The following is a 25,042-nucleotide window of genomic DNA, read 5'->3' as shown; positions in this document are numbered from 1 at the left end:
ACTGTGGCGATCGACACGCGCGGCGAAACCGCAGACAAGCCGAGCGGTGAGAAGAAGGCGAAGCGAACTTCTCCCGCCCTCTTCTACCGGCAGGTTGTCGCTGAGCTGCGCAAGGTCATCTGGCCTACGCGCAAGGACCTTATTTCCTACACCATCATCGTCCTGGTCTTTGTTCTGATCATGGTCGGGATCGTGTCTGGGCTCGACGCGGTGTTCACCGAGGGTGTGCTGCGGATCTTCGGCGGAGCCTGAGCCGGCATCCGGCGTGTCATCCCGCGGTAAGTCCATCAGCCCATCGACGGAAAGAGAATGAGCCACCGTGTCCGAGTCTTCACAGTCGGCCGGCGAGTCCCGCGAAGAGCGGACGGGCGAGCCGGAAGAGGCCGTCGACGTTACGGAGGACTCGCTCGTCGAGTCCGACGAGTCTGACGTCGACGCCGAAAACGAGGCCGAAGAGGCCCCGGCCGACACCGACGAGGCCGAAGAGGCCCCGGCCGGCGAGGTCGACGAGGACGGTGACGTCCTTCCCGACGTCGACCCGGTCGAGGAGTTCAAGCGCCACCTGCGGAGCCAGTTCGGCGAGTGGTACGTCATCCACTCCTACGCGGGTTACGAGAACCGCGTGAAGTCGAACATCGAGACCCGCACGCAGTCCCTCAACATGGAGGACTACATCTTCCAGGTCGAGGTGCCCACTCACCACGTGACCGAGGTGAAGAGCGGCAAGCGTCAGCTCGTCAAGGAGCGGGTGCTGCCCGGCTACGTGCTCGTCCGGATGGACCTCACCGACGAGTCCTGGTCCGCGGTGCGCAACACGCCCGGCGTCACCGGCTTCGTCGGCCTGTCGAACAAGCCGAGCCCGCTGAGCCTCGAAGAGGTCGCCAAGCTGCTCGCGCCGGAGCCGTCCGAAGAGGTCAAGAAGTCGACCGCCAAGGCCTCCGCCGCGACCGTCGACTTCGAGATCGGCGAGTCCGTCACGGTCATGGACGGCCCGTTCGCCACGCTGCCCGCCACGGTCAGTGAGATCAGCGCCGAGTCGCAGAAGCTCAAGGTGCTGGTGTCGATCTTCGGTCGTGAGACCCCGGTTGAGCTCTCGTTCAACCAGGTCTCGAAGATCTGACCGGATCACATAAACTAAGTCGTTCGGCGGCCGTGCTTCGCGAAGCACGGCCTGCCGACATGCTCCCCGTGTCTGCGTGGGAGCCGCATCACCCCGATTAGGACCCGGAGAGAACCATGCCTCCTAAGAAGAAGATTGCGGCACTGGTCAAGGTCCAGCTTCCCGCTGGCCAGGCCACGCCCGCTCCGCCGGTCGGTACCGCCCTCGGTCCGCACGGCGTCAACATCATGGACTTCGTGAAGCAGTACAACGCTGCCACCGAGGCCCAGCGCGGCAACATCATCCCCGTTGAGATCACCATCTTCGAGGACCGCACCTTCACCTTCGTCACGAAGACGCCTCCGGCGCCCGAGCTGATCAAGAAGGCCGCCGGTGTGGCGAAGGGCTCGCCCGTCCCGCAGAAGGACAAGGTCGGCAAGCTCACCAAGGAGCAGCTGCGCCAGATCGCCGAGACCAAGATGCAGGACCTCAACGCCAACGACATCGAGGCGGCCGAGAAGATCATCGCCGGCACCGCCCGGTCGATGGGCATCACGATCGCCGACTAGTCGGAAAACGGCGAGCCGGGCCTGAGGGCGGCGGCGCGGATGCCGGACACGATCCGCGTGACCGTCGAAGGTCCGACAGCGGACGCGACCGTGAGGTCCGTCATCACAACTTCGAAGTAAGTGGAGGGGCCAGGCGCTGGCCCGCACCACGAACACTCGGATCCACAGGAGTGATCAAGTGAAGCGCAGCAAGGCTTTCCGCAACGCAGCGGAGAAGGTCGACAACGAGAACCTCTACAGCCCGGCCGCGGCGGCCAAGCTGGCCAAGGAGACCTCGGTCACCAAGTTCGACGCGACCGTCGAGGTCGCTCTGCGACTCGGCGTCGACCCCCGCAAGGCGGACCAGATGGTGCGCGGCACCGTCAACCTCCCGCACGGCACCGGTAAGACCGCCCGGGTCCTGGTCTTCGCGACCGGCGACCGTGCCGAGGAGGCCCGCGCCGCGGGTGCCGACATCGTCGGTGCCGACGAGCTGATCGACGAGGTCGCCAAGGGCCGCCTCGACTTCGACGCCGTCGTCGCCACCCCGGACCTCATGGGCAAGGTCGGCCGCCTGGGCCGCGTGCTCGGTCCGCGTGGTCTGATGCCGAACCCCAAGACCGGCACCGTGACCCCGGCCGTCGGCAAGGCCGTCACCGACATCAAGGGCGGCAAGATCGAGTTCCGTGTCGACCGGCACGCGAACCTGCACTTCATCATCGGCAAGGTGTCGTTCGGCGAGCGTCAGCTCATCGAGAACTACGCCGCCGCCCTCGACGAGGTGCTGCGTCTCAAGCCGTCCGCGGCCAAGGGCCGTTACGTCAAGAAGGTCGTCTTCTCCACGTCCATGGGCCCCGGCATCCCGGTCGACCCGAACGTGACGCGGGCGATGACCGCCGAGCTCGACGCCTGATACCAGACGTCTCCGTAGGGAGGCCTCAACCGAATGGCCATTCGGTTGAGGCCTTTCTTCGTTCTCCGGGAGGACGCGCCCCGGCCCGCCGCCGCGTAGTGTCATAGGCAAGTTCATCGGGGGACACGAAGGGGTGAGGACGGATGCGCCGATTGGCTCCCGCACTGGCATTGGGAGCGGCCGCTCTGGTCGCGGTCACGGGATGCGGTGCGCAGAGCACCGGTTCCCTCGGAAACATCAAGCTGGCCGCCGCCGAGGCGGTGCAGCAGAGTGCGCAGAGGGCCGGAGAGGTCACCTCCTACTCCGCGGACCTGGTGCTCGACGCCACGGGCGGAGACAAGGGCGCGAGCAAGGTGCAGGGCAGCCTGCTCTACCAGGGCAAGCCCCAGCTGGCCACCGACATCAAGCTGGACACGATCACCTTCGGCGGGCAGAACGTGCCGGGCGGGGCACGGGCGATCCTGACCGGCGAGACCGTGTACGTGAAGTCGGAGCTGCTCAACAAGTTCGCCGGCGCGGCCAAGCCGTGGGTCAAGGTGTCGCTCAGCGACCTCGAAGCCAATGAGCAGGCCAAGGTCAGGGACTTCATGGCCCAGGTCCAGCAGTTCGACCTCGCGGGGACCGTCAAGTTGCTGACGACGTCGAAGGACGTCAAGGCGGTCGGCACCGAGACGGTCGGCGGGGTGGAGACGACCCACTACAGCGGCACCTTCCCGGTGGCCGAGGCCGCCCAGGTGATGGACCCGGCCAAGCGCGAGCAACTCCAGGAGAAGCTCTCGCGGATCAAGAACGTCACGTTCGACCTGTGGTCCGACGCCGAGAACCTGCCTCGCAAGGTGACGCTGAGCGGCTCCGAGCAGAATGCGACGTTCAACCTGGCGGCGTCCTTCAAGGGCTTCAACGAGCCCGTGCAGATCGTCGCCCCGCCCGCCGACCAGGTGGGCGACCTGCCGGAGAACCACCGCGGAAACTGATGTCCGTCACGGCCCGCGCCCCCGGTCATCCGGCCGGGGGCGCGGGCTTTTCCGCTTGATTTGGCGTATGACCCGACAGGGCGTAAGCTACCAACGCCGAAGACCGCCGGTCGTCGTCAGGCCTCATGGCTTGACGGCCCAAGGATCCACATCAGTGGACGGCCCGCGCAGGTGTGATGTGAGTTTTCATTTGGACTGATCTCCTTATGTGAGCCCCGTGCGCCAGCGCCGGGGCTTGTTCGCGTTTATGGGCCTTTGCCGGCGGCACATCTGGAAGGAGGCCCATGGCGAAGGCGGAAAAGGCAACGGCTGTAGCCGAGCTCAAGAGCAGCTTCGAAGGCTCTAGCGCTGCCGTTCTGACCGAGTACCGCGGTCTCACCGTCGCCCAGCTCAAGCAGCTGCGCGTTTCTCTCGGTGAGAATGCGAATTTCGCCGTGGTGAAGAACACGCTGACCAAGATCGCGGCCAACGAGGCCGGGATCAACCAGCTCGACGACCTGCTCGCGGGTCCGTCGGCGATCGCGTTCGTCAACGGCGACGTGGTCGAGGCTGCCAAGAGTCTGCGTGACTTCGCCAAGGCCAATCCCCTCCTGATCATCAAGGGTGGTGTCGTCGACGGCAAGTCGATGACCCCGGCTGAGATCAGCAAGCTTGCCGACCTTGAGTCGCGTGAGGTTCTCCTCGCGAAGCTGGCCGGCGCTCTGAAGGCGAAGCAGGGCCACGCGGCCGCCGTCTTCAACGCGCTGCCCACCAACATGGCTCAGCTGGCCGAGGCTCTGCGCGCCAAGCGCGACGAGGCCGGCGAGTAGGTCCGCGCAAGCGGTCGCAGGGGATTAGCGCATACAACCGCGGTCCCAATTCTTAATCGTTAGATCCATACGGAGGAACCACCATGGCGAAGCTCAGCACCGACGAGCTGCTCGACGCTTTCAAGGAGATGACCCTCCTTGAGCTGTCCGACTTCGTGAAGCTCTTCGAGGAGACCTTCGACGTCAAGGCCGCCGCTCCGGTCGCCGTCGCCGCCGCTCCGGGTGCCGGTGGCGCTGCCGCCGCCGAAGAGGTCGAGGAGCAGGACGAGTTCGACGTCGTCCTCGAGGCCGCCGGCGACAAGAAGATCCAGGTCATCAAGGAGATCCGCGCTCTGACGAGCCTGGGCCTCAAGGAGGCCAAGGACCTCGTGGACGGCGCCCCCAAGCCCGTCTTCGACGGCAAGGTCAACAAGGAGCAGGCGGAGAAGGCCAAGGCCGCTCTCGAGGCCGCCGGCGCGACGGTCACCGTCAAGTAGTTCAGCTTCACCGGGAAGAGCGGGTCCACCAGGTGCCGGTGGCCCGCTCTTTCTGTGTCTCCACCCCCGTGTCTTCGTGGGCGCGGGGGTGTTGTGACTTCTGTGTCTCCGTCCCTGTGTCTTCGTGGGCGCGGGGGTGTTGTGACTTCTGTGTCTCCGTCCCTGTGTCTTCGTGGGCGGGGAGGTGTTGTGACTTCTGTCTCTCCGTCTGCGTGTCCTCGTGGTCGCAGGGGTGTCGTGACGCGGATCGCGGCTGTTTCCGACGTCCGCTCGCATGCCACGATCGGACCGGTCCGTAACCGCCACGGTCGGATCCGGTCCGTAACCGTGTCGTAACGATCACCGGATCTTATTGGACCCTCTTCCAATTCGGGGGATCGTCGCTACGGTTGTGTCATCCGTGGGTGATTCCCCGTCAAGCTATCGACCGGTCACGGTCCGTAGTCTCTGGAGGGCGGCACGTGGGCGTCGAAGTCGTGGTCGAGGGCCTGACCAAGTCCTTTGGCAGGCAGGTCATCTGGGAGGACGTCACGTTGACGCTCCCCGCCGGGGAGATCTCGGTGCTGCTCGGCCCTTCGGGAACCGGCAAATCCGTCTTCCTGAAGACCCTGGTCGGCCTTCTGCGGCCCGAACGCGGCCACATCTGGATCGAAGGCCACGACCTGGCCAACTGCAGCGAGAACAAGCTCTACGAGCTCCGGAGACTGTTCGGCGTCCTGTTCCAGGACGGAGCCCTGTTCGGCTCGCTCAGCCTCTACGACAACATCGCCTTCCCGCTGCGCGAGCACACCAGGAAGAGCGAGACCGAGATCCGCCGCATCGTCATGGAGAAGATCGAGCTCGTCGGCCTGGTCGGCGCGGAGGCGAAGCTTCCCGGAGAGATCTCCGGGGGCATGCGCAAGCGGGCCGGCCTGGCCAGGGCGCTCGTCCTCGATCCGGAGGTCATCTTGGTCGACGAGCCCGACTCCGGCCTGGACCCGGTCCGCACGGCCTACCTGAACCAGCTTTTCGTCGATCTCAACGCGGAGACCGAGGCGACGTTCCTCATCGTCACCCACGACATCAACACCGCGCGCACGGTGCCCGACGGGATAGGCCTGCTGTTCCGGCGGGAGCTGGTCATGTTCGGGCCGCGCGAGATGCTGCTCTCCAGCGACGAGCCGGTGGTCCGTCAGTTCCTCAACGCCCGCAGGCACGGCCCGATCGGCATGTCCGAGGAGAAGGACGTCTCCGAGCTGGAGGCCGAGGCGCAGATGGGGCACGACCCGGGTGGCCTGCCGCCGATCCCGCCGCAGCTCATGCCCAGCGAGAGCCGGATCCGGCGTACGCAGCGACCACCGGGCTCCTGGCTGGCCGCCAACGGCGTCATCCCGCCGCCCAACTCCTTCGTGGACGAGCGCGGCCGGAACTGGCTGGAGGAGTATCCCCGGCTCGTCGCGGCTCACGTCAACGGCGTGCGGTGACTTCGATCATACAGATGATCTTCCCGCGGGCGTCCTTCGCGTAGGTGTCCTCTCCGCCGGTGCCCGCCTCGCCGGGTTCCGGCCGGGTCTGAAACGGCTCGGGAAAGCCTCCTGCGGCGATCGTGCGGCGGGTTATGATCCGGCGACCGGGGGCTTGCCGGCCTGGGCGGTCCGCGCCGCGCGGTCACCGGCCGGTGCGCCGGAGACCGCGCGATGGGAGGCGACGCATGGCGGTGAGAACTGCTCGGCCCCTCCGTCCGCTGAGGATCATCGGGCCGGCGCTGGTCGCGCTGATCGCGGCACTGCTAGGCGCCGCCTTCTGGATCGGCGGTGATCTGCGTGAGGCTCAGACGGCGGCCGACGACCGCGGGGCGGCGGTCCGGGCGGCGGGAGCGCACGCGGTCGATCTGCTCTCGGTCAGCCACCAGAGCGTCGACGCGGACGTCAAACGCATCCTCGACACCTCCACCGGGCCGGCCAGGGTGGAGTACACCGGCAATCTCGCGAAGCTCAAGGAGACCACCGTCAAGAACAAGGTCGTCCAGACGGGCGCGCTGCGGGCTTCCGGGCTCGTCTCGTTGAAGGGGAACACGGCCCGGGTGATGGTGGTGGGCGACGCGGTGATCCGCTGGGAGGGGAGCAAGAGCGCCCCCCAGGAGCGCTTCTACCGGTGGAACATGGAAATGACCAAGGTCGAGGGCGTCTGGCTCGTGTCAAAGGCGGAGCTGGTCCTGTGACCCGGGTCTCCCTGCTGGTGACCGGGGTGCTGACCGCTGTGGCGTTCGCCCTCGCGGCCGCGGTCTGGGTCATGTACGCCGACCTGAGCCGCCTGCGCGGCAACGAGGCCGCCGGGCAGGAGGCGCTGACGGCGGCGCGCCTGGTCGCCTCCGACATGCTGTCATACGATTATCGTACGATCGAACAAGATTTCGCACGGGCCGGGGGACACACCACCGGCACCCTCACCGAGCACTACAGGCAGCTTGCCGCGACCCTGATGCCGCTGGCCAGACAGCAGCACACGGTTCAGCAGGTGACGGTGGCCGGGGCGGCGGTGGAGTCGGCGGAGCCCGACCGGGTCGAGGTGCTGATTTTCATGAACACGGGCACCGTGAGGACCCTCGCGGGAGAGAAGGAACCCCGGCGCCAGGTCAGCCAGAACCGGGCCCGTCTGGTCATGGTCAAAAAGGACTCACGCTGGCTGGTGGCGGAGCTGTCCACGCTGCTCGGAAACCCTCCGCCGGGCTAGTCGGCGTGGCGGGTTACCCAATTGTTAGTAAAGACCGTGTTTGGGTTTGGCGTGCCTCCGGGTACATCGTCCATGGCAACGTCGATCGTCAGCCCGAACTCGGCTAGCGTTCGAACCGCCGTGTGACTGAGCGTTAGCCACACCAGGTCGCGGGTATCGTCTTGGATCCAGTGGTGTGCGCAGGTCACCCGGGGGGAAACTCCCAGCGTCACGGCTGTTCCTCGGCCGAAATGTCGGGTCACGGGCTTGACGTTTCGGCGCTGACGGGCGATGCTGCGACCAACGTGGAGCATGCAGCAAGACTGAAGTGGACAGGTGTATGCCGTTCGGCTACACTGCCCCTTTGCGCTGCCCTTTGACGACCCGCTTCTTTTGGTGCTCTGATGCATGGTCGTCTGGCGTGCGTGTAGTCAGTCCGCCGCGAGCCCTCGGAAGGACATCTGTTGGCAGCCTCGCGCAACGCCTCCGCCGTACCCGCTGGTCCCCGTCGTGTGTCTTTCGCACGAATTCAGGAGCCGCTCGAAGTTCCTGATCTTCTCGCTCTCCAGACCGAGTCCTTCGACTGGTTGCTCGGCAACGAGAAGTGGAAGGGGCGGGTCGAGGCGGCTCGCCAGGCCGGGCGCAAGGACGTTCCGGCCCAGTCGGGTCTCGAAGAGATCTTCGAGGAGATCAGTCCCATCGAGGACTTCTCCGGGACCATGTCCCTGTCGTTCCGGGACCACCGGTTCGAGCCGCCCAAGTACTCAGTCGATGAGTGCAAAGACAAGGACATGACCTACTCCGCCCCGATGTTCGTCACGGCGGAGTTCATCAATAACACCACTGGTGAGATCAAGAGCCAGACCGTGTTCATGGGCGACTTCCCGCTCATGACCGGCAAGGGCACATTCATCATCAACGGCACCGAGCGTGTCGTGGTCTCCCAGCTGGTCCGGTCCCCGGGCGTCTACTTCGACCGCAGCGTCGACAAGACCTCCGACAAGGACCTCTACGGCTGCAAGGTGATCCCCTCCCGGGGCGCCTGGCTCGAGTTCGAGATCGACAAGCGTGACAGCGTCGGCGTCCGCATCGACCGCAAGCGCAAGCAGGCCGTCACGGTCCTGCTGAAGGCGCTCGGGTGGACCAACGACCAGATCCTTGAGCGTTTCGGGCAGTACGAGTCCATGCGCGCCACCCTGGAGAAGGACCACACGGCCGGCCAGGACGACGCCCTGCTGGACATCTACCGCAAGCTGCGCCCGGGCGAGCCGCCGACCAAGGAGTCGGCGCAGACGCTGCTGGAGAACCTGTACTTCAACCACAAGCGTTACGACCTCGCCAAGGTCGGCCGATACAAGATCAACAAGAAGCTCGGGGTCGACTCCGAGATCACGCAGGGGACGCTGACCGAAGAGGACATCGTCGCCACGATCGAGTACATCGTCAAGCTGCACGCGGGCGAGACCTCGATGGCGGGCGCCGATGACCGCGAGGTCGTCGTCGAGGTCGACGACATCGACCACTTCGGCAACCGCCGCCTGCGCACGGTCGGCGAGCTCATCCAGAACCAGGTCCGCCTGGGCCTGGCCCGGATGGAGCGCGTCGTCCGCGAGCGGATGACCACCCAGGACGTCGAGGCGATCACGCCGCAGACCCTGATCAACATCCGTCCGGTCGTCGCGTCGATCAAGGAGTTCTTCGGAACCTCCCAGCTGTCGCAGTTCATGGACCAGACCAACCCGCTGGCCGGCCTGACGCACAAGCGGCGTCTGTCCGCGCTGGGCCCCGGTGGTCTGTCCCGTGAGCGGGCCGGCTTCGAGGTCCGTGACGTCCACCCGTCCCACTACGGCCGGATGTGCCCGATCGAGACGCCGGAAGGACCGAACATCGGTCTGATCGGCTCGCTGGCCTCCTTCGGCCGGGTCAACTCCTTCGGCTTCGTCGAGACGCCGTACCGCAAGGTCCTCGACGGTCGGGTCACCGACACGGTCGAATACCTCACCGCGGACGAGGAGGACCGTTACGTCATCGCCCAGGCGAACACGCCGATCAGCCCCGATGGCACGTTCCTTGAGGACCGGGTGCTCGTCCGCCGTAAGGGCGGGGAGTTCGAGTCCCTGCGGGCCAACGAGGTCGACTACATGGACGTGTCGGCGCGCCAGATGGTGTCCGTCGCGACCGCGATGATCCCGTTCCTGGAGCACGACGACGCCAACCGCGCGCTCATGGGCTCCAACATGCAGCGCCAGTCGGTGCCGCTGCTCAAGAGCGAGGCGCCGCTGGTCGGCACCGGCATGGAGTACCGTGCCGCGACCGACGCCGGCGACGTCATCACCGCCGACAAGGCGGGCGTGGTCGAGGAGGTCTCCGCCGACTACGTCACGGTGATGAACGACGACGGCACTCGCACGACCTACCGCGTCGCCAAGTTCAAGCGCTCCAACCAGGGCACGTCCTTCAACCAGAAGCCCATCGTCGCCGAGGGCGACCGGATCGAGGTCAACCAGGTCGTCGCCGACGGTCCCTGCACCGACAACGGTGAGATGGCGCTCGGCAAGAACCTGCTCGTGGCGTTCATGCCGTGGGAGGGCCACAACTACGAAGACGCGATCATCCTGTCCCAGCGTCTGGTCCAGGACGACGTCCTGTCCTCGATCCACATCGAGGAGCACGAGGTCGACGCCCGCGACACCAAGCTGGGCCCCGAGGAGATCACCCGGGACATCCCGAACGTCTCCGAGGAGGTCCTGGCCGACCTCGACGAGCGCGGCATCATCCGGATCGGCGCCGAGGTCGTGCCCGGCGACATCCTGGTCGGCAAGGTCACCCCGAAGGGCGAGACCGAGCTGACGCCGGAGGAGCGGCTGCTGCGCGCGATCTTCGGTGAGAAGGCCCGCGAGGTCCGCGACACCTCCCTGAAGGTGCCGCACGGCGAGCAGGGCAAGGTCATCGGCGTCCGCGTGTTCAGCCGCGAGGAGGGCGACGAGCTGCCGCCGGGGGTCAACGAGCTGGTCCGCGTCTACGTGGCCCAGAAGCGTAAGATCACCGACGGTGACAAGCTCGCCGGCCGTCACGGCAACAAGGGCGTCATCTCCAAGATCCTTCCGGTCGAGGACATGCCGTTCCTGGAGGACGGCACGCCGGTCGACATCATCCTCAACCCGCTGGGCGTGCCCGGCCGGATGAACGTCGGCCAGGTCCTGGAGACCCACCTGGGGTGGATCGCCGCCCGAGGCTGGGACATCTCGGGGGTCCAGGAGGCGTGGGCCGAGCGGCTGCGCGACAAGGGCTTCGCCGAGATCGACCCGCGCACCAACATGGCCACCCCGGTCTTCGACGGCGCCAACGAGGAAGAGATCGTCGGGCTGCTCGACAACACCCTGGTCAACAGGGACGGCGGGCGCATGGTCGGTGCCAACGGCAAGGCCCAGCTGTTCGACGGCCGCTCCGGCGAGCCGTTCCCGCACCCGATCTCGGTCGGCTACATCTACATCCTGAAGCTGCTCCACCTGGTCGACGACAAGATCCACGCGCGTTCGACCGGCCCGTACTCCATGATCACCCAGCAGCCGCTCGGCGGTAAGGCCCAGTTCGGCGGCCAGCGTTTCGGTGAGATGGAGGTGTGGGCGCTGGAGGCGTACGGCGCCGCCTACGCCCTGCAGGAGCTGCTGACCATCAAGTCCGACGACGTGCTGGGCCGGGTGAAGGTCTACGAGGCGATCGTCAAGGGCGAGAACATCCCCGAGCCGGGCATTCCGGAGTCGTTCAAGGTCCTCATCAAGGAAATGCAGTCGCTGTGCCTGAACGTCGAGGTGCTCTCCAGCGACGGCATGTCCATCGAGATGCGCGACACCGACGAGGACGTCTTCCGCGCCGCGGAAGAGCTCGGCATCGACCTGTCTCGGCGTGAGCCGAGCAGCGTCGAAGAGGTCTGATCTAGAAGCTGAGGAGGGGAATACAAGTGCTGGACGTCAACTTCTTCGACGAGCTTCGGATCGGCCTCGCGACGGCTGACGATATCCGCCAGTGGTCGCACGGCGAGGTCAAGAAGCCCGAGACCATCAACTACCGGACCCTCAAGCCCGAGAAGGACGGACTCTTCTGCGAGAAGATCTTCGGCCCGACCCGGGACTGGGAGTGCTACTGCGGTAAGTACAAGCGCGTCCGCTTCAAGGGCATCATCTGTGAGCGCTGTGGCGTCGAGGTGACCCGCGCCAAGGTGCGTCGTGAGCGGATGGGCCACATCGAGCTGGCCGCGCCCGTCACGCACATCTGGTACTTCAAGGGTGTCCCGTCCCGTCTGGGATACCTGCTCGACCTGGCCCCGAAGGACCTCGAGAAGGTCATCTACTTCGCGGCCTACATGATCACGCATGTCGACAAGGAAATGCGTGAGCGTGACCTGCCCTCGCTCGAGGCGAAGATCTCGGTCGAGCGGCAGCACGTCGAGCAGCGGCGCGACGCCGACATCGAGGCCCGGCAGAAGAAGCTCGAGAACGACCTGGCCGAGCTGGAGGCCGCCGGCGCCAAGGGCGACCAGCGCCGCAAGGTCCGTGAGGGCGCTGAGCGCGAGATGCGCCAGCTCCGCGACCGGGCCCAGCGCGAGCTGGACCGTCTGGACGAGGTCTGGAGCCGCTTCAAGAACCTCAAGGTCCAGGACCTTGAGGGCGACGAGCTGCTCTACCGCGAGATGCGCGACCGCTTCGGCCGCTACTTCCGCGGTGGCATGGGCGCCCAGGCCATCCAGGAGCGTCTGACCAACTTCGACCTCGACCTCGAGGCCGAGAACCTGCGCGAGACGATCCGCAGCGGCAAGGGCCAGAAGAAGGCCCGCGCGCTCAAGCGTCTCAAGGTCGTGTCCGCGTTCCTGAACACCCGCAACTCGCCCAACGGCATGGTTCTGGACTGCATCCCGGTCATCCCGCCGGACCTGCGCCCGATGGTGCAGCTCGACGGTGGCCGGTTCGCGACCTCGGACCTGAACGACCTGTACCGGCGTGTGATCAACCGGAACAACCGCCTCAAGCGGCTTCTCGACCTCGGCGCCCCCGAGATCATCGTGAACAACGAGAAGCGGATGCTCCAGGAGGCCGTCGACGCGCTGTTCGACAACGGCCGCCGCGGCCGTCCGGTCACGGGTCCCGGCAACCGCCCGCTGAAGTCCCTCAGCGACATGCTGAAGGGCAAGCAGGGCCGGTTCCGCCAGAACCTGCTGGGCAAGCGAGTCGACTACTCCGGCCGTTCGGTCATCGTCGTCGGCCCGCAGCTGAAGCTGCACCAGTGCGGTCTGCCCAAGCAGATGGCGCTGGAGCTCTTCAAGCCGTTCGTGATGAAGCGCCTGGTCGATCTCAACCACGCGCAGAACATCAAGTCGGCCAAGCGGATGGTCGAGCGTGCCCGCCCGGTCGTCTGGGATGTCCTCGAAGAGGTCATCACCGAGCACCCGGTGCTGCTCAACCGTGCGCCCACGCTGCACCGCCTGGGCATCCAGGCCTTCGAGCCGCAGCTGGTCGAGGGCAAGGCCATCCAGATCCACCCGCTCGTCTGCACCGCGTTCAACGCGGACTTCGACGGTGACCAGATGGCCGTGCACCTGCCGCTGTCGGCCGAGGCGCAGGCCGAGGCCCGCATCCTGATGCTGTCGACCAACAACATCCTGAAGCCGGCCGACGGCAAGCCCGTGACCATGCCCACCCAGGACATGATCATCGGCCTGTACTCCTTGACCACCCTCAAGGACGACGACGAGAACGCTCCCGGCCAGAGCAGGGTCTTCGGCTCGGTGTCCGAGGCGCTCATGGCCTATGACCGGCGCGAGCTGGACATCCAGGCCAAGATCCAGATCCGGTTGAAGGGCGAGGTCCCGCCGCCCCGCGGCTGGACGGCTCCCGAGGGCTGGGAGCCGGGCGACAGCTACCGCCTGGAGACCACGCTCGGCCGCTGCCTGTTCAACCAGACGCTGCCGGCGAACTACCCGTACGTGAACTCCCAGGTCGGCAAGAAGCAGCTCTCGGCGATCGTCAACGAGCTGGCCGAGAAGTACCCCAAGGTGGAGGTGGCGGCCGCGCTCGACGCGCTCAAGGACGCCGGCTTCTACTGGGCCACCCGGGCCGGTGTGACGATCTCCATCGAGGACGTCATCTCGCCGCCCAACAAGGCCACGATCATGGAGACGTACGAGCGCAGGGCCGACAAGGTCCAGCGCGAGTACGAGCGGGGTCTCATCACGGACGAGGAGCGCCGTCAGGAGCTCATCGAGATCTGGACGCACGCGACCAGTGACGTGACCGACGACATGCAGAAGGCGTTCCCGAAGACCAACCCGGTCTGGATGATGGTCCAGTCGGGCGCCCGAGGCAACCTGATGCAGGTCCGGCAGATCTCCGGTATCCGCGGTCTGGTGTCCAACACCAAGGGTGAGACGATCCCGCGTCCGATCAAGGCCTCGTTCCGCGAGGGCCTGTCGGTGCTGGAGTACTTCATCTCCACCCACGGACAGCGGAAGGGTCTGGCGGACACCGCGCTGCGGACCGCCGACTCGGGTTACCTGACCCGTCGTCTGGTGGACGTCGCGCAGGACGTCATCGTCCGTGAGATCGACTGCGGCACCGACCGCGGGGTCCCGCTGCACGTCGCCGACCGCGACTCCCAGGGCAACCTGGTCAAGGCGGAGAACGCCGAGAGCAACGTGCACGGCCGCATCCTGGCCGAGGACGTCGAGGTGGACGGCAAGGTCATCGCGTCCGCCGGGGTCGACATCAACGACACCCACGTCACCGCGCTGGTCGAGGCCGGAGTGGAGACCGTCAGGACCCGCAGCGCTCTCGTCTGCGAGGCCAAGATCGGTGTTTGCGCCACCTGCTACGGCCGTTCGCTCGCGACCGGCAAGCTCGTGGACGTCGGCGAGGCGGTCGGCATCATCGCCGCCCAGTCGATCGGCGAGCCGGGCACCCAGCTGACGATGCGTACCTTCCACACCGGTGGTGTGGCGGGTGCGGACATCACCCACGGTCTGCCCCGTGTGCAGGAGCTCTTCGAGGCGCGCGTCCCCAAGGGCGTCGCCCCGATCAGCGAGGCCGAGGGCCGGGTCCGGGTCGACGAGACGGACAAGTCCCGCAAGATCGTGATCGTCCCGGACGACGGTTCGGAGGAGGTCGCCTACCCGGTCTCCATGCGGTCGCGCATGCTGGTCTCCGACGGGCAGCGCGTCACGGTCGGTCAGCAGCTGATCGCCGGTGCCGTCAACCCCAACGAGGTGCTGCGCATTCTCGGCCCCCGGGCCGTGCAGCTGCACCTGGTGGCCGAGGTTCAGCAGGTCTACCGCTCGCAGGGTGTGTCGATCCACGACAAGCACATCGAGATCATCGTCCGGCAGATGCTCAAGCGCGTGAACGTGCTGGAGTCGGGTGACGCCGACATGCTTCCCGGTGAGCTGGTCGAGCGGCCGCGCTTCGAGCGGATCAACCGCGAGTGCGTGGCCGAGGGCGGTACGCCGGCCTCGGGCCGTCCGGTGCTGATGGGCATCACGAAGGCCTCGCTCGCAACCGAGTCCTGGCTGTCGGCGGCGTCCTTCCAGGAGACCACCCGAGTGCTCACCGACGCGGCGATCCACGCCAAGTCGGACTCGCTGCTCGGTCTCAAGGAGAACGTCATCATCGGAAAGCTCATCCCGGCCGGTACCGGCATGCCGCAGTACCGCAACATCCGGGTCGAGCCCACCGAGGAGGCCAAGGCCGCGATGTACACGGTCGGCGGCTACGACGGCTCCGCGGCGGACTACACCTTCGGTTCGGGCTCCGGTGAGGCCGTGCCGCTGGAGGAGTACGACTTCGGTCAGTACAACCGCTAGACACCCGGTCGGCACGACCGCCGAGTGACGAAGCCGGCGCCCGGTCCCTCCCAGAGGGGCCGGGCGCCGTCGCGTGTCCGGCCCGAGGTCTGTGGATCTTTCTTGACCGGAACGTTGCGGGGAAAGCCGCACCTTGAAGAAGAGAACGGCCGGAGAAGTCCCCTACTGCCGGTAAACTCGTTATGGACCCAGCAGCAGTCGGCCGGAAACCGATCGCAGGAGTCATGACACGCACGCGGGCACTCGTAATGGTGCCCGATGGGCGCAGCCGTTTTGACGTGTTGCGTTGGACTAGGTAGTCTTTCCCTTCGTGCCCGTGGCTTCATGGGCTCTCATGCGTGCGCGTCGACAGGTTTCCCGCGGGGAGTCGGCAGAGGCGCCGTATGGCCTCCTCCACTGGCCTGGCCGAGGATGTGGCGCGATACATGCGCGACACGCCCGAGCGCGTGGGTCGGAGTGGACGGAAAACTCGCAGGTCATGACACCGGCAGTGCCTGCAAAAGCACAACATTCGAATCACCGGCAAGCACGAACGGAGACGCGGTGCCTACGATTCAGCAGCTGGTCCGCAAGGGCCGCCAGGATAAGGTCACCAAGACCAAGACCCCGGCGCTCAAGGCCAGCCCCCAGCGACGCGGCACCTGCATGCGCGTTTACACCACGACCCCCAAGAAGCCGAACTCCGCCCTCCGCAAGGTCGCGCGTGTCCGGCTCACCAACGGCATCGAGGTCACGGCCTACATCCCGGGTGTCGGCCACAACCTCCAGGAGCACTCCATCGTGCTCGTCCGTGGCGGTCGTGTGAAGGACCTGCCGGGTGTTCGCTACAAGATCATCCGCGGCTCGCTGGACACCCAGGGTGTCCGCAACCGCAAGCAGGCCCGTAGCCGTTACGGCGCGAAGAAGGAGAAGTAAGAATGCCTCGCAAGGGTTCTCCTGGCCGTCGTCAGCTCATGGCTGACCCGGTCCACAACTCGCCGCTGGTCACCGCGCTCATCAACAAGGTTCTCCTGGACGGCAAGCGCTCCATCGCGCAGTCCATCGTCTACGGCGCCCTCGAAGGCGCCAAGGAGAAGACCGGCAACGACCCGGTCGTCACCCTGAAGCGCGCGCTGGACAACGTCAAGCCCACCCTTGAGGTCCGCAGCCGCCGTGTCGGTGGCGCGACCTACCAGGTCCCGGTCGAGGTGCGCGCCGCGCGCAGCACCACCCTGGCCCTGCGCTGGCTGGTGCAGTACTCCCGCGCCCGCCGCGAGAAGACCATGACCGAGCGCCTCATGAACGAACTGCTCGACGCCAGCAACGGCCTCGGCGCCAGTGTCAAGAAGCGCGAGGACACCCACAAGATGGCCGAGTCCAACAAGGCCTTCGCCCACTACCGCTGGTAACAGCGGGTTCGACGAGACGACGAGGACGCGAGAGAAGTGGCCACCACGACCGCTCTTGACCTGGCCAAGGTCCGCAACATCGGGATCATGGCCCACATCGACGCGGGCAAGACCACGACGACCGAGCGCATCCTGTTCTACACCGGTATCAACTACAAGATCGGTGAAGTCCACGAGGGCGCAGCCACGATGGACTGGATGGAGCAGGAGCAGGAGCGTGGTATCACCATCACCTCCGCTGCTACGACCTGCGAGTGGCTCGGCCACACGATCAACATCATCGACACGCCGGGTCACGTGGACTTCACGATCGAGGTGGAGCGTTCGCTCCGCGTCCTCGACGGTGCCGTCGCCGTGTTCGACGGCGTCGCCGGTGTCGAGCCGCAGTCCGAGACGGTGTGGCGTCAGGCCGACCGCTACGAGGTTCCCCGGATCTGCTTCGTCAACAAGATGGACCGCGTCGGCGCGGAGTTCCACCGCTGCGTCGACATGATGATCAGCCGCCTGAACGCGACCCCCGCGGTCATCCAGCTTCCCTGGGGCGTCGAGGCTGACTTCAAGGGCGTCATCGACCTGGTGAAGATGAAGGGCCTGCTCTGGAGCGCCGAGGCGGCCAAGGGCGAGATGTACGAGACCGTGGACATCCCGGCGGAGCACGCCGAGACCGCCCGCGAGTGGCGTGACAAGCTCGTCGAGACCGTCGCCGAGAACGACGACGAGCTGATGGAGCTCTTCCTGGAGGGCGTCGAGCCCACCGAGGAGCAGCTGGTCGCGGCCATCCGCCGCGCGACGCTGGCCAGCGCCATCAACCCGGTCCTGACCGGCACCGCGTTCAAGAACAAGGGCGTGCAGCCCCTGCTCGACGCGATCGTCGCCTACCTTCCCGCCCCGATCGACATCCCGGCCTTCAAGGGCCACGCGGTCGGCAAGGAAGACGAGATCATCGAGCGTCACGCCGATGTCACCGAGCCGTTCTCCGCGCTCGCCTTCAAGATCGCGGCCGACCAGCACCTGGGCCGTCTCACCTACATCCGCATCTACTCGGGCACGCTCGAGACCGGCACCGCCGTGGTCAACTCGGTGAAGGGCCGCAAGGAGCGGATCGGCAAGATCTACCAGATGCACGCCAACAAGCGCGAAGAGCGCCCGTCGGCCGTCGCTGGTCAGATCGTCGCCGTCATGGGTCTGAAGGACACCACCACCGGTGACACCCTGTCCGACCCGGCCAACCCCGTGGTCCTGGAGTCGATGAACTTCCCGGCGCCGGTCATCAGCGTCGCCATCGAGCCCAAGACCAAGAGCGACCAGGAGAAGCTGGGCACCGCGATCCAGCGTCTGGCCGAGGAGGACCCGTCCTTCCAGGTCCGTCGTGACGAGGAGACCGGGCAGACGGTCATCTGGGGTATGGGCGAGCTCCACCTGGAGATCCTCGTCGACCGGATGCGCCGCGAGTTCAAGGTCGAGGCCAACATCGGTCGTCCGCAGGTGGCCTACCGGGAGACCATCCGCCGCAAGGTGGAGAAGGTCGACTACGTCCACAAGAAGCAGACCGGTGGTTCCGGCCAGTTCGCCAAGGTCATCATTGACATTGAGCCGCTGGGCGACGGAAACGACGGCTACGAGTTCTCCAACAAGGTCTCCGGTGGCCGCATCCCGCGGGAGTACATCCCGTCGGTCGACGCGGGTGCCCAGGAGGCCGCCGAGTTCGGTGTTCTCGCCGGCTATCCCATGGTCGGGGTCAAGGTCACCCTGCAGGACGGTGCCTACCACGAGGTGGACTCGTCCGAAATGGCCTTCAAGATCGCCGGCTCGATGGCCTTCAAGGAGGCCGCGCGCAAGGCGGACGCCGTAATCCTGGAGCCGATGATGGCCGTCGAGGTCACCACGCCCGAGGACTACATGGGTGATGTCATCGGTGACCTCAACGGTCGCCGCGGGCAGATCCAGGCGATGGACGAGCGCTCCGGCGCCCGCATCGTCAAGGCGCTCGTGCCGCTCTCTGAGATGTTCGGCTACGTGGGTGACCTCCGTAGCAAGACGCAGGGACGCGCGAGCTACAGCATGCAGTTCGACTCCTATGCGGAAGTGCCTGCGCACATCGCCAAGGAGATCGTCGCGAAGGTGCGGGGCGAGTAAGTCCGGCATCCGTTTCGGTGCGGGAGGCGAGAAGATCGCCGCCCCGCCACCGAGGGGGTGCGGGGCGAGTAAGTCCGGCATCCGTTTCGGTGCGGGGGGGGCGAGAAGATCGCCTTCCCGGCGCCGAGGGGGTGCGGGGCGAGCAGTCACTCGTCGGCCGGTCCTGAAAAGGCCCGGCCTCCCCAAGCCCAAGTACGAAGACGCAAGTCAAGTCAGAATCTCTAAGGAGACAGAGCAGTGGCCAAGGCCAAGTTCGAGCGGACCAAGCCGCACGTAAACATCGGCACCATTGGACACATCGACCACGGCAAGACCACTCTGACCGCGGCGATCACCAAGGTGCTCCACGAGCGTTACCCGAACCTCAACGAGGCGACCCCGTTCGACAAGATCGACAAGGCGCCCGAGGAGAAGGCTCGTGGTATCACGATCTCCATCGCGCACGTCGAGTACCAGACCGAGCAGCGCCACTACGCTCACGTGGACTGCCCCGGTCACGCCGACTACGTGAAGAACATGATCACCGGTGCGGCTCAGATGGACGGCGCGATCCTCGTGGTCGCCGCCACCGACGGCCCGATGCCGCAGACCAAGGAGCACGTCCTCCTGGCCCGCCAGGTCGGCGTCCCCTACATCGTTGTCGCCCTGAACAAGGCCGACATGGTGGACGACGAGGAGATCCTGGAGCTCGTCGAGCTCGAGGTCCGCGAGCTTCTCTCGGCTCAGGAGTTCCCCGGCGACGACCTGCCCGTCATCCGCGTCTCGGCGCTGAAGGCGCTTGAGGGCGACGAGAAGTGGGGCGACAGCATCATCGAGCTCATGACCGCTGTGGACGAGAACGTCCCGCAGCCGGCTCGTGAGACCGACAAGCCGTTCCTCATGCCGATCGAGGACGTCTTCTCGATCACCGGTCGTGGCACCGTCGTCACCGGCCGTATCGAGCGCGGTATCGTCAAGGTCAACGAGACCGTCGACATCATCGGCATCAAGGACACCAAGACCACGACCACGGTCACCGGTGTCGAGATGTTCCGCAAGCTCCTCGACGAGGGCCAGGCGGGCGACAACGTCGGTCTGCTCCTGCGCGGCATCAAGCGTGAGGACGTCGAGCGCGGCCAGTGCATCATCAAGCCGGGCACGACCACCCCGCACACCGAGTTCGAGGCTCAGGTCTACATCCTGTCCAAGGACGAGGGCGGCCGCCACACGCCGTTCTTCAACAACTACCGTCCCCAGTTCTACTTCCGTACGACTGACGTGACCGGTGTTGTGAACCTGCCCGAGGGCACCGAGATGGTCATGCCCGGTGACAACACCGAGATGTCCGTCTCGCTGATCCAGCCCATCGCGATGGAGGACGGTCTCAAGTTCGCCATCCGTGAGGGTGGCCGCACCGTCGGTGCGGGTCGAGTGACCAAGATCATCAAGTAGTACGATCGCGGAGTGGCGGTCGGCCCTCGACGCAGGGTCGGCCGTCGCACCACGAGGGGGTTCGCGCCGTACGGCACGTGCCCCCGGCAGCACCCCCACGAACCGTGATCTCGCAGTTGGTTCGGCCACGGAGTGACCGAAGTAACTGCCAGATCACGGAAGAAAGCGCAGATCCACAGTGTCTGCTACGTGGGGCTGGGAGAAGAAGCCGAGCCGGCGACGGCGGGATTCCGGAGACGGACCCGCGGGACACCGGACGAGGCGGACTCGACCTCATACAGCGGCAACAGGCCGCACGTAACTTTTTCAGACGACAGCGAAGGACACCGAGGCCATTATGGCGGGACAGAAGATCCGCATCCGGCTCAAGGCCTATGACCACGAGGTCATCGACAGCTCGGCCAAGAAGATCGTCGAGACGGTGACGAGGACTGGCGCTAAGGTCGCGGGCCCGGTGCCGCTGCCGACCGAGAAGAACGTGTACTGCGTCATCCGCTCGCCGCACAAATACAAGGACAGCCGCGAGCACTTTGAGATGCGCACGCACAAGCGGCTGATTGACATCATCGACCCGACGCCGAAGACGGTCGACTCGCTCATGCGACTCGACCTCCCCGCCGGCGTTGACATCTCGATCAAGCTCTGAGGGAACGCACTGACATGGCTAAGCAGATCAAGGGCGTCCTGGGCAAGAAGCTCGGCATGACCCAGGTCTTCGACGCGGACAACCGGATGGTCCCGGTGACCGTCGTCGAGGCTGGTCCGTGCGTCGTGACCCGCGTCCGCACCCCCGAGAAGGACGGCTACTCCGCCGTGCAGCTCGGCTTCGGGCAGGTCGACCCGCGGAAGGTCAACAAGCCGCTCGGCGACTACCTGCGCAAGCACGACATCACCCCGCGCCGCTACTTCGCGGAGATCCGCACCGATGACGCGGGCGACTACACCCTGGGCCAGGAGCTCTCCGCCGACACCTTCGAGGCCGGCCAGTTCGTCGACGTGACGGGCAAGAGCAAGGGCAAGGGTTTCGCCGGTGTCATGAAGCGCCACGGCTTCAAGGGCCTCAGCGCCTCGCACGGTACCCAGCGCAAGCACCGCTCGCCGGGTTCCATCGGCGGCTGCGCCACCCCGGGCCGCGTCTTCAAGGGCCTGCGCATGGCCGGTCGGATGGGTAACGTCCGCACCACCATCCAGAGCCTCAAGGTCCACGCCGTGGACGCCGAGAAGGGCCTCATCCTGATCAAGGGTGCGATCCCCGGCGCCAACGGCAGCCTGGTTCTCGTCCGTACCGCTGCCAAGAAGGGGGCTGCCAAGTGAGCACCATTGACGTCCTCGACGTGAGCGGCGCGAAGACCGGCACCGTCGACCTGCCCGGCGACATCTTTGACGCCAAGGTCAACATCCCGCTGATCCACCAGGTCGTCGTGGCCCAGCTCGCCGCTCGCCGGCAGGGCACCCACAAGGCCAAGACCCGCGGTGAGGTCAGCGGTGGCGGCAAGAAGCCGTACCGCCAGAAGGGCACCGGCCGCGCCCGTCAGGGTTCGACCCGCGCTCCGCAGTTCGCCGGCGGTGGCACCGTCCACGGACCGCTTCCCCGGGACTACTCCCAGAAGACCCCCAAGAAGATGAAGGCCGCCGCCCTGCGTGGCGCCCTCTCCGACCGGGCCAACGGCGGTCGCGTTCACGTGGTCAGCGCCCTGGTCCAGGGTGAGACCCCGAAGACCAAGGCGGCTCTCGAGTCGCTGCGGAAGATCACGCAGACCCGTAGCGTCCTCGTCGTCGTCGACGAGGGTGACGAGCTCACCTGGATGAGCCTGCGCAACGCGCCCGAGGTCCACCTGCTGGACGCCGGGCAGCTGAACACCTACGACGTGCTCTGCTACGACGACGTCGTCTTCACTCAGGAGGCGTACGACCAGGTCGTCACTCGCCTGAGCAAGAGCGGGAAGGAAGACGCCTGATGCAGAAGATCGCCGACCCGCGCGACATCATCATCAAGCCGGTTGTGTCGGAGAAGAGCTACGGCCTCATCGACGAGCACAACAAGTACACGTTCCTGGTGCGGAAGACGGCCAACAAGACGCAGGTCAAGATCGCCATCGAGCAGATCTTCGGTGTCAAGGTGGCCAGCGTCAACACCATCAACCGCCAGGGCAAGCGCAAGCGGACCAAGGCCGGTTACGGGCAGCGTCCCAGCACCAAGCGCGCGATCGTGAGCTTGGCCGAGGGAGACCGGATCGACATCTTCGGCCAGGTCGGCTGACCCGCTCGCTCAGTAAGTAACAGGTAGAACGCCCCTCGTCGACAGGCGAGGGGCATTCGACCGGATTAACCGACGAAGGATGAACGAAAAAGATGGGCATCCGTAAACTCAAGCCGACGACCCCGGGTCGCCGCGGCGCCAGCGTCTCGGACTTTTCCGAGATCACGCGCAGCACGCCCGAGAAGTCGCTGCTTGCACCCCTGCACAGCAAGGGTGGCCGTAACGTCCACGGCCGAGTCACCACCCGCCACCAGGGTGGCGGTCACAAGCGTGCTTACCGGATCATCGACTTCCGGCGCCACGACAAGGACGGGATCCCGGCCAAGGTCGCTCACATCGAGTACGACCCGAACCGCACGTCCCGCATCGCTCTGCTGCACTACGCCGACGGGGAGAAGCGCTACATCCTCTGCCCGACCGGCCTCAAGCAGGGCGACCTGATTGAAAACGGCCCCGCGGCCGACATCAAGCCGGGTAACTGCCTCCCGCTGCGCAACATCCCGACCGGTACCTTCATCCACGCGGTGGAGCTCCGTCCGGGTGGCGGCGCCAAGCTGGGCCGGTCCGCCGGTGCGCAGATCCAGCTTCTCGCCAAGGAGGGCCAGTACGCCACGCTGCGTATGCCCTCCGGCGAAATGCGCCAGGTCGACGTCCGCTGCCGGGCCTCCATCGGCCAGGTCGGCAACGCCGAGCAGGCCAACATCAACTGGGGTAAGGCCGGCCGTATGCGGTGGAAGGGCAAGCGCCCCACCGTCCGCGGTGTCGCGATGAACCCGGTCGACCACCCGCACGGCGGTGGTGAGGGTAAGACCTCCGGTGGTCGTCACCCCGTCAACCCCAAGGGCAAGCCCGAGGGTCGTACTCGTGCGGCGAACAAGGCCAGCGACCGGCTGATCATCCGTCGTCGGACTAAGCGGAAGAAGCGGTAGGAGCAGCCAAAATGCCACGTAGCCTTAAGAAGGGTCCCTTCGTGGACGACCACCTTCAGAAGAAGGTGGATGTCCAGAACGAGAAGGGCACCAAGAACGTCATCAAGACGTGGTCGCGGCGCTCCATGATCGTGCCGGACATGCTCGGTCACACGATCGCCGTTCACGACGGCCGCAAGCACGTCCCGGTGTTCGTCACCGAGTCGATGATCGGTCACAAGCTCGGTGAGTTCGCGCCGACGCGGACGTTCCGCAGCCACGTCAAGGAAGACCGCCGCAGCCGGCGGTAAGCGCCTGTCGAAGAAGGTAAGAGGAGTAAGCGATGGAAGCCAGGGCTCAGGTGCGGTTCGCGCGCCACACGCCCATGAAGGCCCGCCGTGTGGTGGACCTCATTCGCGGGCTGCCCGCTTCGGAGGCGCAGGCCGTGCTGCAGTTCGCTCCCCAGTCGGCGAGCGAGACCGTGTACAAGGTGCTGTCCAGCGCCATTGCCAACGCGGAGCACAACTTCAAGCTCGACCGCGACACGCTCTTCGTGAGCCGTGCCTGGGTCGACGAGGGCCCGACGCTGAAGCGGTTCCGTCCCCGCGCTCAGGGTCGTGCCTATCGGATCAACAAGCGGACGAGCCACATCACCGTGATCGTGGAGTCCCGCGAGCCGAAGGGGAGGACCCGCTAGTGGGTCAGAAGGTTAACCCGCACGGGTTCCGCCTCGGCATCACGACCGACTTCAAGAGCCGGTGGTATGCCGACAAGCTCTACAAGTCGTACGTTGCCGAGGATGTGGCGATCCGCCGCATGCTCAAGAAGGGCATGGAGCGGGCCGGCATCTCCAAGGTGGAGATCGAGCGGACCACCGACCGGGTACAGGTCGACATTCACACCGCCCGTCCGGGCATCGTCATCGGCCGCCGCGGCGCCGAGGCCGACCGGATCCGTGGTGACCTCGAGAAGCTGACCAAGAAGCAGGTCCAGCTGAACATCCTCGAGGTCAAGAACCCCGAGATCGACGCTCAGCTCGTCGCTCAGGGTGTGGCCGAGCAGCTGTCCAGCCGTGTCTCGTTCCGTCGGGCCATGCGCAAGGCGATGCAGTCGGCCATGAAGAGCGGCGCCAAGGGCATCCGGGTGCAGTGCTCCGGTCGTCTGGGCGGCGCTGAGATGTCCCGTTCGGAGTTCTACCGCGAGGGCCGCGTGCCCCTGCACACCCTCCGTGCGGACATCGACTACGGCCTCTACGAGGCCCGTACCACCTTCGGCCGCATCGGCGTGAAGGTGTGGATCTACAAGGGTGAGGCCCCGACCAGCCGCGCCGAGCGTGAGGCGGCTGCCGCCGGCGCTCGTGCGGGCCAGCGTCGGGACCGCGACGACCGTCGCGGTGGCGGCGCCGGTGGCGACCGTCCCCGTCGTGGCGGCGGCGCCGGTGGCGACCGTCCCCGTCGTGGCGGAGCCGCCCGTGGCGACCGTGCACCCAGGACTGAGGCGGCCTCGCAGGCTGCCCCCGAGACCGGCCCGGCTGCGCAGCCGGGTGCTGAAGGGAGCTGA

24 protein-coding genes are annotated in these 25,042 nt (G+C 66.2%); all 24 read left to right on the top strand.

From position 1 onward, the window contains the following. The first annotated feature begins 3 nt into the window (after positions 1-3). The 24 genes from secE (at position 4) to rpsC (ending at position 25,042) form a co-directional block, all read left to right on the top strand. Positions 4-252 carry a preprotein translocase subunit SecE gene (secE, locus tag BM085_RS02070; protein WP_012887813.1) on the top strand — a complete coding sequence of 83 codons (249 nt, stop codon included), beginning with the start codon at positions 4-6 and terminating at the stop codon, positions 250-252. Positions 253-319: 67 nt separating this feature from the next. Then, a complete protein-coding gene (gene nusG, locus BM085_RS02065) occupies positions 320-1,120 on the top strand; it encodes a transcription termination/antitermination protein NusG (protein WP_093885300.1) in 801 nt (266 codons plus the stop codon). Between the two features lie 116 nt (positions 1,121-1,236). Beyond that, positions 1,237-1,668, top strand: a complete 432-nt coding sequence (gene rplK / locus BM085_RS02060) for a 50S ribosomal protein L11 (protein ID WP_012887815.1) — start codon at positions 1,237-1,239, stop codon at positions 1,666-1,668. A 178-nt stretch (positions 1,669-1,846) separates the two neighbouring features. Then, positions 1,847-2,560 carry a 50S ribosomal protein L1 gene (gene rplA / locus BM085_RS02055; protein ID WP_031167498.1) on the top strand — a complete coding sequence of 238 codons (714 nt, stop codon included), beginning with the start codon at positions 1,847-1,849 and terminating at the stop codon, positions 2,558-2,560. Positions 2,561-2,703: 143 nt separating this feature from the next. Then, complete coding sequence (locus BM085_RS02050) at positions 2,704-3,534, top strand: SCO4651 family lipoprotein (protein ID WP_093885299.1); 831 nt, start codon at positions 2,704-2,706, stop codon at positions 3,532-3,534. A gap of 284 nt (positions 3,535-3,818) precedes the next feature. Further along, positions 3,819-4,343 carry a 50S ribosomal protein L10 gene (gene rplJ, locus BM085_RS02045; RefSeq protein WP_031167501.1) on the top strand — a complete coding sequence of 175 codons (525 nt, stop codon included), beginning with the start codon at positions 3,819-3,821 and terminating at the stop codon, positions 4,341-4,343. An 83-nt stretch (positions 4,344-4,426) separates the two neighbouring features. Next, entirely contained in the window at positions 4,427-4,819 is a 393-nt protein-coding gene (gene rplL, locus BM085_RS02040; protein WP_012887819.1) for a 50S ribosomal protein L7/L12, read from the top strand. Between the two features lie 461 nt (positions 4,820-5,280). Beyond that, positions 5,281-6,282 carry an ABC transporter ATP-binding protein gene (locus tag BM085_RS02035; RefSeq protein ID WP_093885298.1) on the top strand — a complete coding sequence of 334 codons (1,002 nt, stop codon included), beginning with the start codon at positions 5,281-5,283 and terminating at the stop codon, positions 6,280-6,282. Positions 6,283-6,509: 227 nt separating this feature from the next. Beyond that, positions 6,510-7,019 carry a hypothetical protein gene (locus BM085_RS02030; protein WP_245789060.1) on the top strand — a complete coding sequence of 170 codons (510 nt, stop codon included), beginning with the start codon at positions 6,510-6,512 and terminating at the stop codon, positions 7,017-7,019. Beyond that, a complete protein-coding gene (locus BM085_RS02025; RefSeq protein WP_093885296.1) occupies positions 7,016-7,531 on the top strand; it encodes a hypothetical protein in 516 nt (171 codons plus the stop codon). The genes BM085_RS02030 and BM085_RS02025 overlap by 4 nt, the downstream gene beginning before the upstream one ends. A gap of 443 nt (positions 7,532-7,974) precedes the next feature. Next, positions 7,975-11,445, top strand: coding sequence for a DNA-directed RNA polymerase subunit beta (rpoB, locus tag BM085_RS02020; RefSeq protein ID WP_093885295.1), 3,471 nt, complete (start codon positions 7,975-7,977; stop codon positions 11,443-11,445). Between the two features lie 26 nt (positions 11,446-11,471). Next, positions 11,472-15,359: a DNA-directed RNA polymerase subunit beta' gene (locus BM085_RS02015; protein ID WP_093885294.1), complete on the top strand. Its 3,888-nt coding sequence runs from the start codon at positions 11,472-11,474 to the stop codon at positions 15,357-15,359. Positions 15,360-15,902: 543 nt separating this feature from the next. Then, on the top strand, positions 15,903-16,274 hold the full coding sequence (gene rpsL / locus BM085_RS02010) for a 30S ribosomal protein S12 (protein WP_012887826.1): 372 nt from the start codon (positions 15,903-15,905) through the stop codon (positions 16,272-16,274). A 2-nt stretch (positions 16,275-16,276) separates the two neighbouring features. Continuing rightward, positions 16,277-16,747, top strand: coding sequence for a 30S ribosomal protein S7 (gene rpsG, locus BM085_RS02005; protein ID WP_012887827.1), 471 nt, complete (start codon positions 16,277-16,279; stop codon positions 16,745-16,747). Between the two features lie 87 nt (positions 16,748-16,834). Beyond that, positions 16,835-18,883, top strand: a complete 2,049-nt coding sequence (fusA, locus tag BM085_RS02000) for an elongation factor G (protein WP_245789071.1) — start codon at positions 16,835-16,837, stop codon at positions 18,881-18,883. A gap of 237 nt (positions 18,884-19,120) precedes the next feature. Further along, positions 19,121-20,314, top strand: coding sequence for an elongation factor Tu (gene tuf / locus BM085_RS01995; RefSeq protein WP_031171155.1), 1,194 nt, complete (start codon positions 19,121-19,123; stop codon positions 20,312-20,314). A 337-nt stretch (positions 20,315-20,651) separates the two neighbouring features. After that, positions 20,652-20,960, top strand: coding sequence for a 30S ribosomal protein S10 (rpsJ, locus tag BM085_RS01990; protein WP_012887830.1), 309 nt, complete (start codon positions 20,652-20,654; stop codon positions 20,958-20,960). A gap of 14 nt (positions 20,961-20,974) precedes the next feature. Continuing rightward, the gene (gene rplC / locus BM085_RS01985; RefSeq protein ID WP_093885292.1) at positions 20,975-21,628 is read left to right on the top strand and encodes a 50S ribosomal protein L3; all 654 of its coding nucleotides are present in this window, start codon (positions 20,975-20,977) and stop codon (positions 21,626-21,628) included. Then, on the top strand, positions 21,625-22,272 hold the full coding sequence (rplD, locus tag BM085_RS01980) for a 50S ribosomal protein L4 (RefSeq protein WP_031171160.1): 648 nt from the start codon (positions 21,625-21,627) through the stop codon (positions 22,270-22,272). The genes rplC and rplD overlap by 4 nt, the downstream gene beginning before the upstream one ends. Further along, positions 22,272-22,574, top strand: a complete 303-nt coding sequence (gene rplW, locus BM085_RS01975) for a 50S ribosomal protein L23 (RefSeq protein WP_031171162.1) — start codon at positions 22,272-22,274, stop codon at positions 22,572-22,574. The genes rplD and rplW overlap by 1 nt, the downstream gene beginning before the upstream one ends. Before the next feature lie 92 nt (positions 22,575-22,666). Continuing rightward, the gene (gene rplB, locus BM085_RS01970; protein WP_012887834.1) at positions 22,667-23,503 is read left to right on the top strand and encodes a 50S ribosomal protein L2; all 837 of its coding nucleotides are present in this window, start codon (positions 22,667-22,669) and stop codon (positions 23,501-23,503) included. Positions 23,504-23,514: 11 nt separating this feature from the next. Beyond that, positions 23,515-23,793: a 30S ribosomal protein S19 gene (gene rpsS / locus BM085_RS01965; protein ID WP_012887835.1), complete on the top strand. Its 279-nt coding sequence runs from the start codon at positions 23,515-23,517 to the stop codon at positions 23,791-23,793. Between the two features lie 32 nt (positions 23,794-23,825). After that, entirely contained in the window at positions 23,826-24,179 is a 354-nt protein-coding gene (rplV, locus tag BM085_RS01960; RefSeq protein ID WP_012887836.1) for a 50S ribosomal protein L22, read from the top strand. Then, positions 24,179-25,042 (top strand): 30S ribosomal protein S3, encoded by an 864-nt coding sequence (rpsC, locus tag BM085_RS01955; protein WP_086577412.1) that lies wholly within the window; start codon positions 24,179-24,181, stop codon positions 25,040-25,042. Before rplV ends, rpsC begins: the two co-directional genes overlap by 1 nt.

Source organism: Streptosporangium canum, assembly GCF_900113865.1.
GTDB classification, from domain to species: domain Bacteria; phylum Actinomycetota; class Actinomycetes; order Streptosporangiales; family Streptosporangiaceae; genus Streptosporangium; species Streptosporangium canum.
This window is presented reverse-complemented; position numbering and strand designations above follow the sequence as displayed.

Bases quoted from the DNA above. Each gene is read 5' to 3' on its own strand.
- rplK (WP_012887815.1), top strand. From the start codon at position 1,237: ATGCCTCCTAAGAAGAAGATTGCGGCACTGGTCAAGGTCCAGCTTCCC.
- BM085_RS02050 (WP_093885299.1), top strand. From the start codon at position 2,704: ATGCGCCGATTGGCTCCCGCACTGGCATTGGGAGCGGCCGCTCTGGTC.
- rplJ (WP_031167501.1), top strand. From the start codon at position 3,819: ATGGCGAAGGCGGAAAAGGCAACGGCTGTAGCCGAGCTCAAGAGCAGC.
- rplL (WP_012887819.1), top strand. From the start codon at position 4,427: ATGGCGAAGCTCAGCACCGACGAGCTGCTCGACGCTTTCAAGGAGATG.
- BM085_RS02030 (WP_245789060.1), top strand. From the start codon at position 6,510: ATGGCGGTGAGAACTGCTCGGCCCCTCCGTCCGCTGAGGATCATCGGG.
- rpsG (WP_012887827.1), top strand. From the start codon at position 16,277: ATGCCTCGCAAGGGTTCTCCTGGCCGTCGTCAGCTCATGGCTGACCCG.
- fusA (WP_245789071.1), top strand. From the start codon at position 16,835: ATGGCCCACATCGACGCGGGCAAGACCACGACGACCGAGCGCATCCTG.
- rpsJ (WP_012887830.1), top strand. From the start codon at position 20,652: ATGGCGGGACAGAAGATCCGCATCCGGCTCAAGGCCTATGACCACGAG.
- rplC (WP_093885292.1), top strand. From the start codon at position 20,975: ATGGCTAAGCAGATCAAGGGCGTCCTGGGCAAGAAGCTCGGCATGACC.
- rplW (WP_031171162.1), top strand. From the start codon at position 22,272: ATGCAGAAGATCGCCGACCCGCGCGACATCATCATCAAGCCGGTTGTG.
- rplB (WP_012887834.1), top strand. From the start codon at position 22,667: ATGGGCATCCGTAAACTCAAGCCGACGACCCCGGGTCGCCGCGGCGCC.
- rpsS (WP_012887835.1), top strand. From the start codon at position 23,515: ATGCCACGTAGCCTTAAGAAGGGTCCCTTCGTGGACGACCACCTTCAG.
- rplV (WP_012887836.1), top strand. From the start codon at position 23,826: ATGGAAGCCAGGGCTCAGGTGCGGTTCGCGCGCCACACGCCCATGAAG.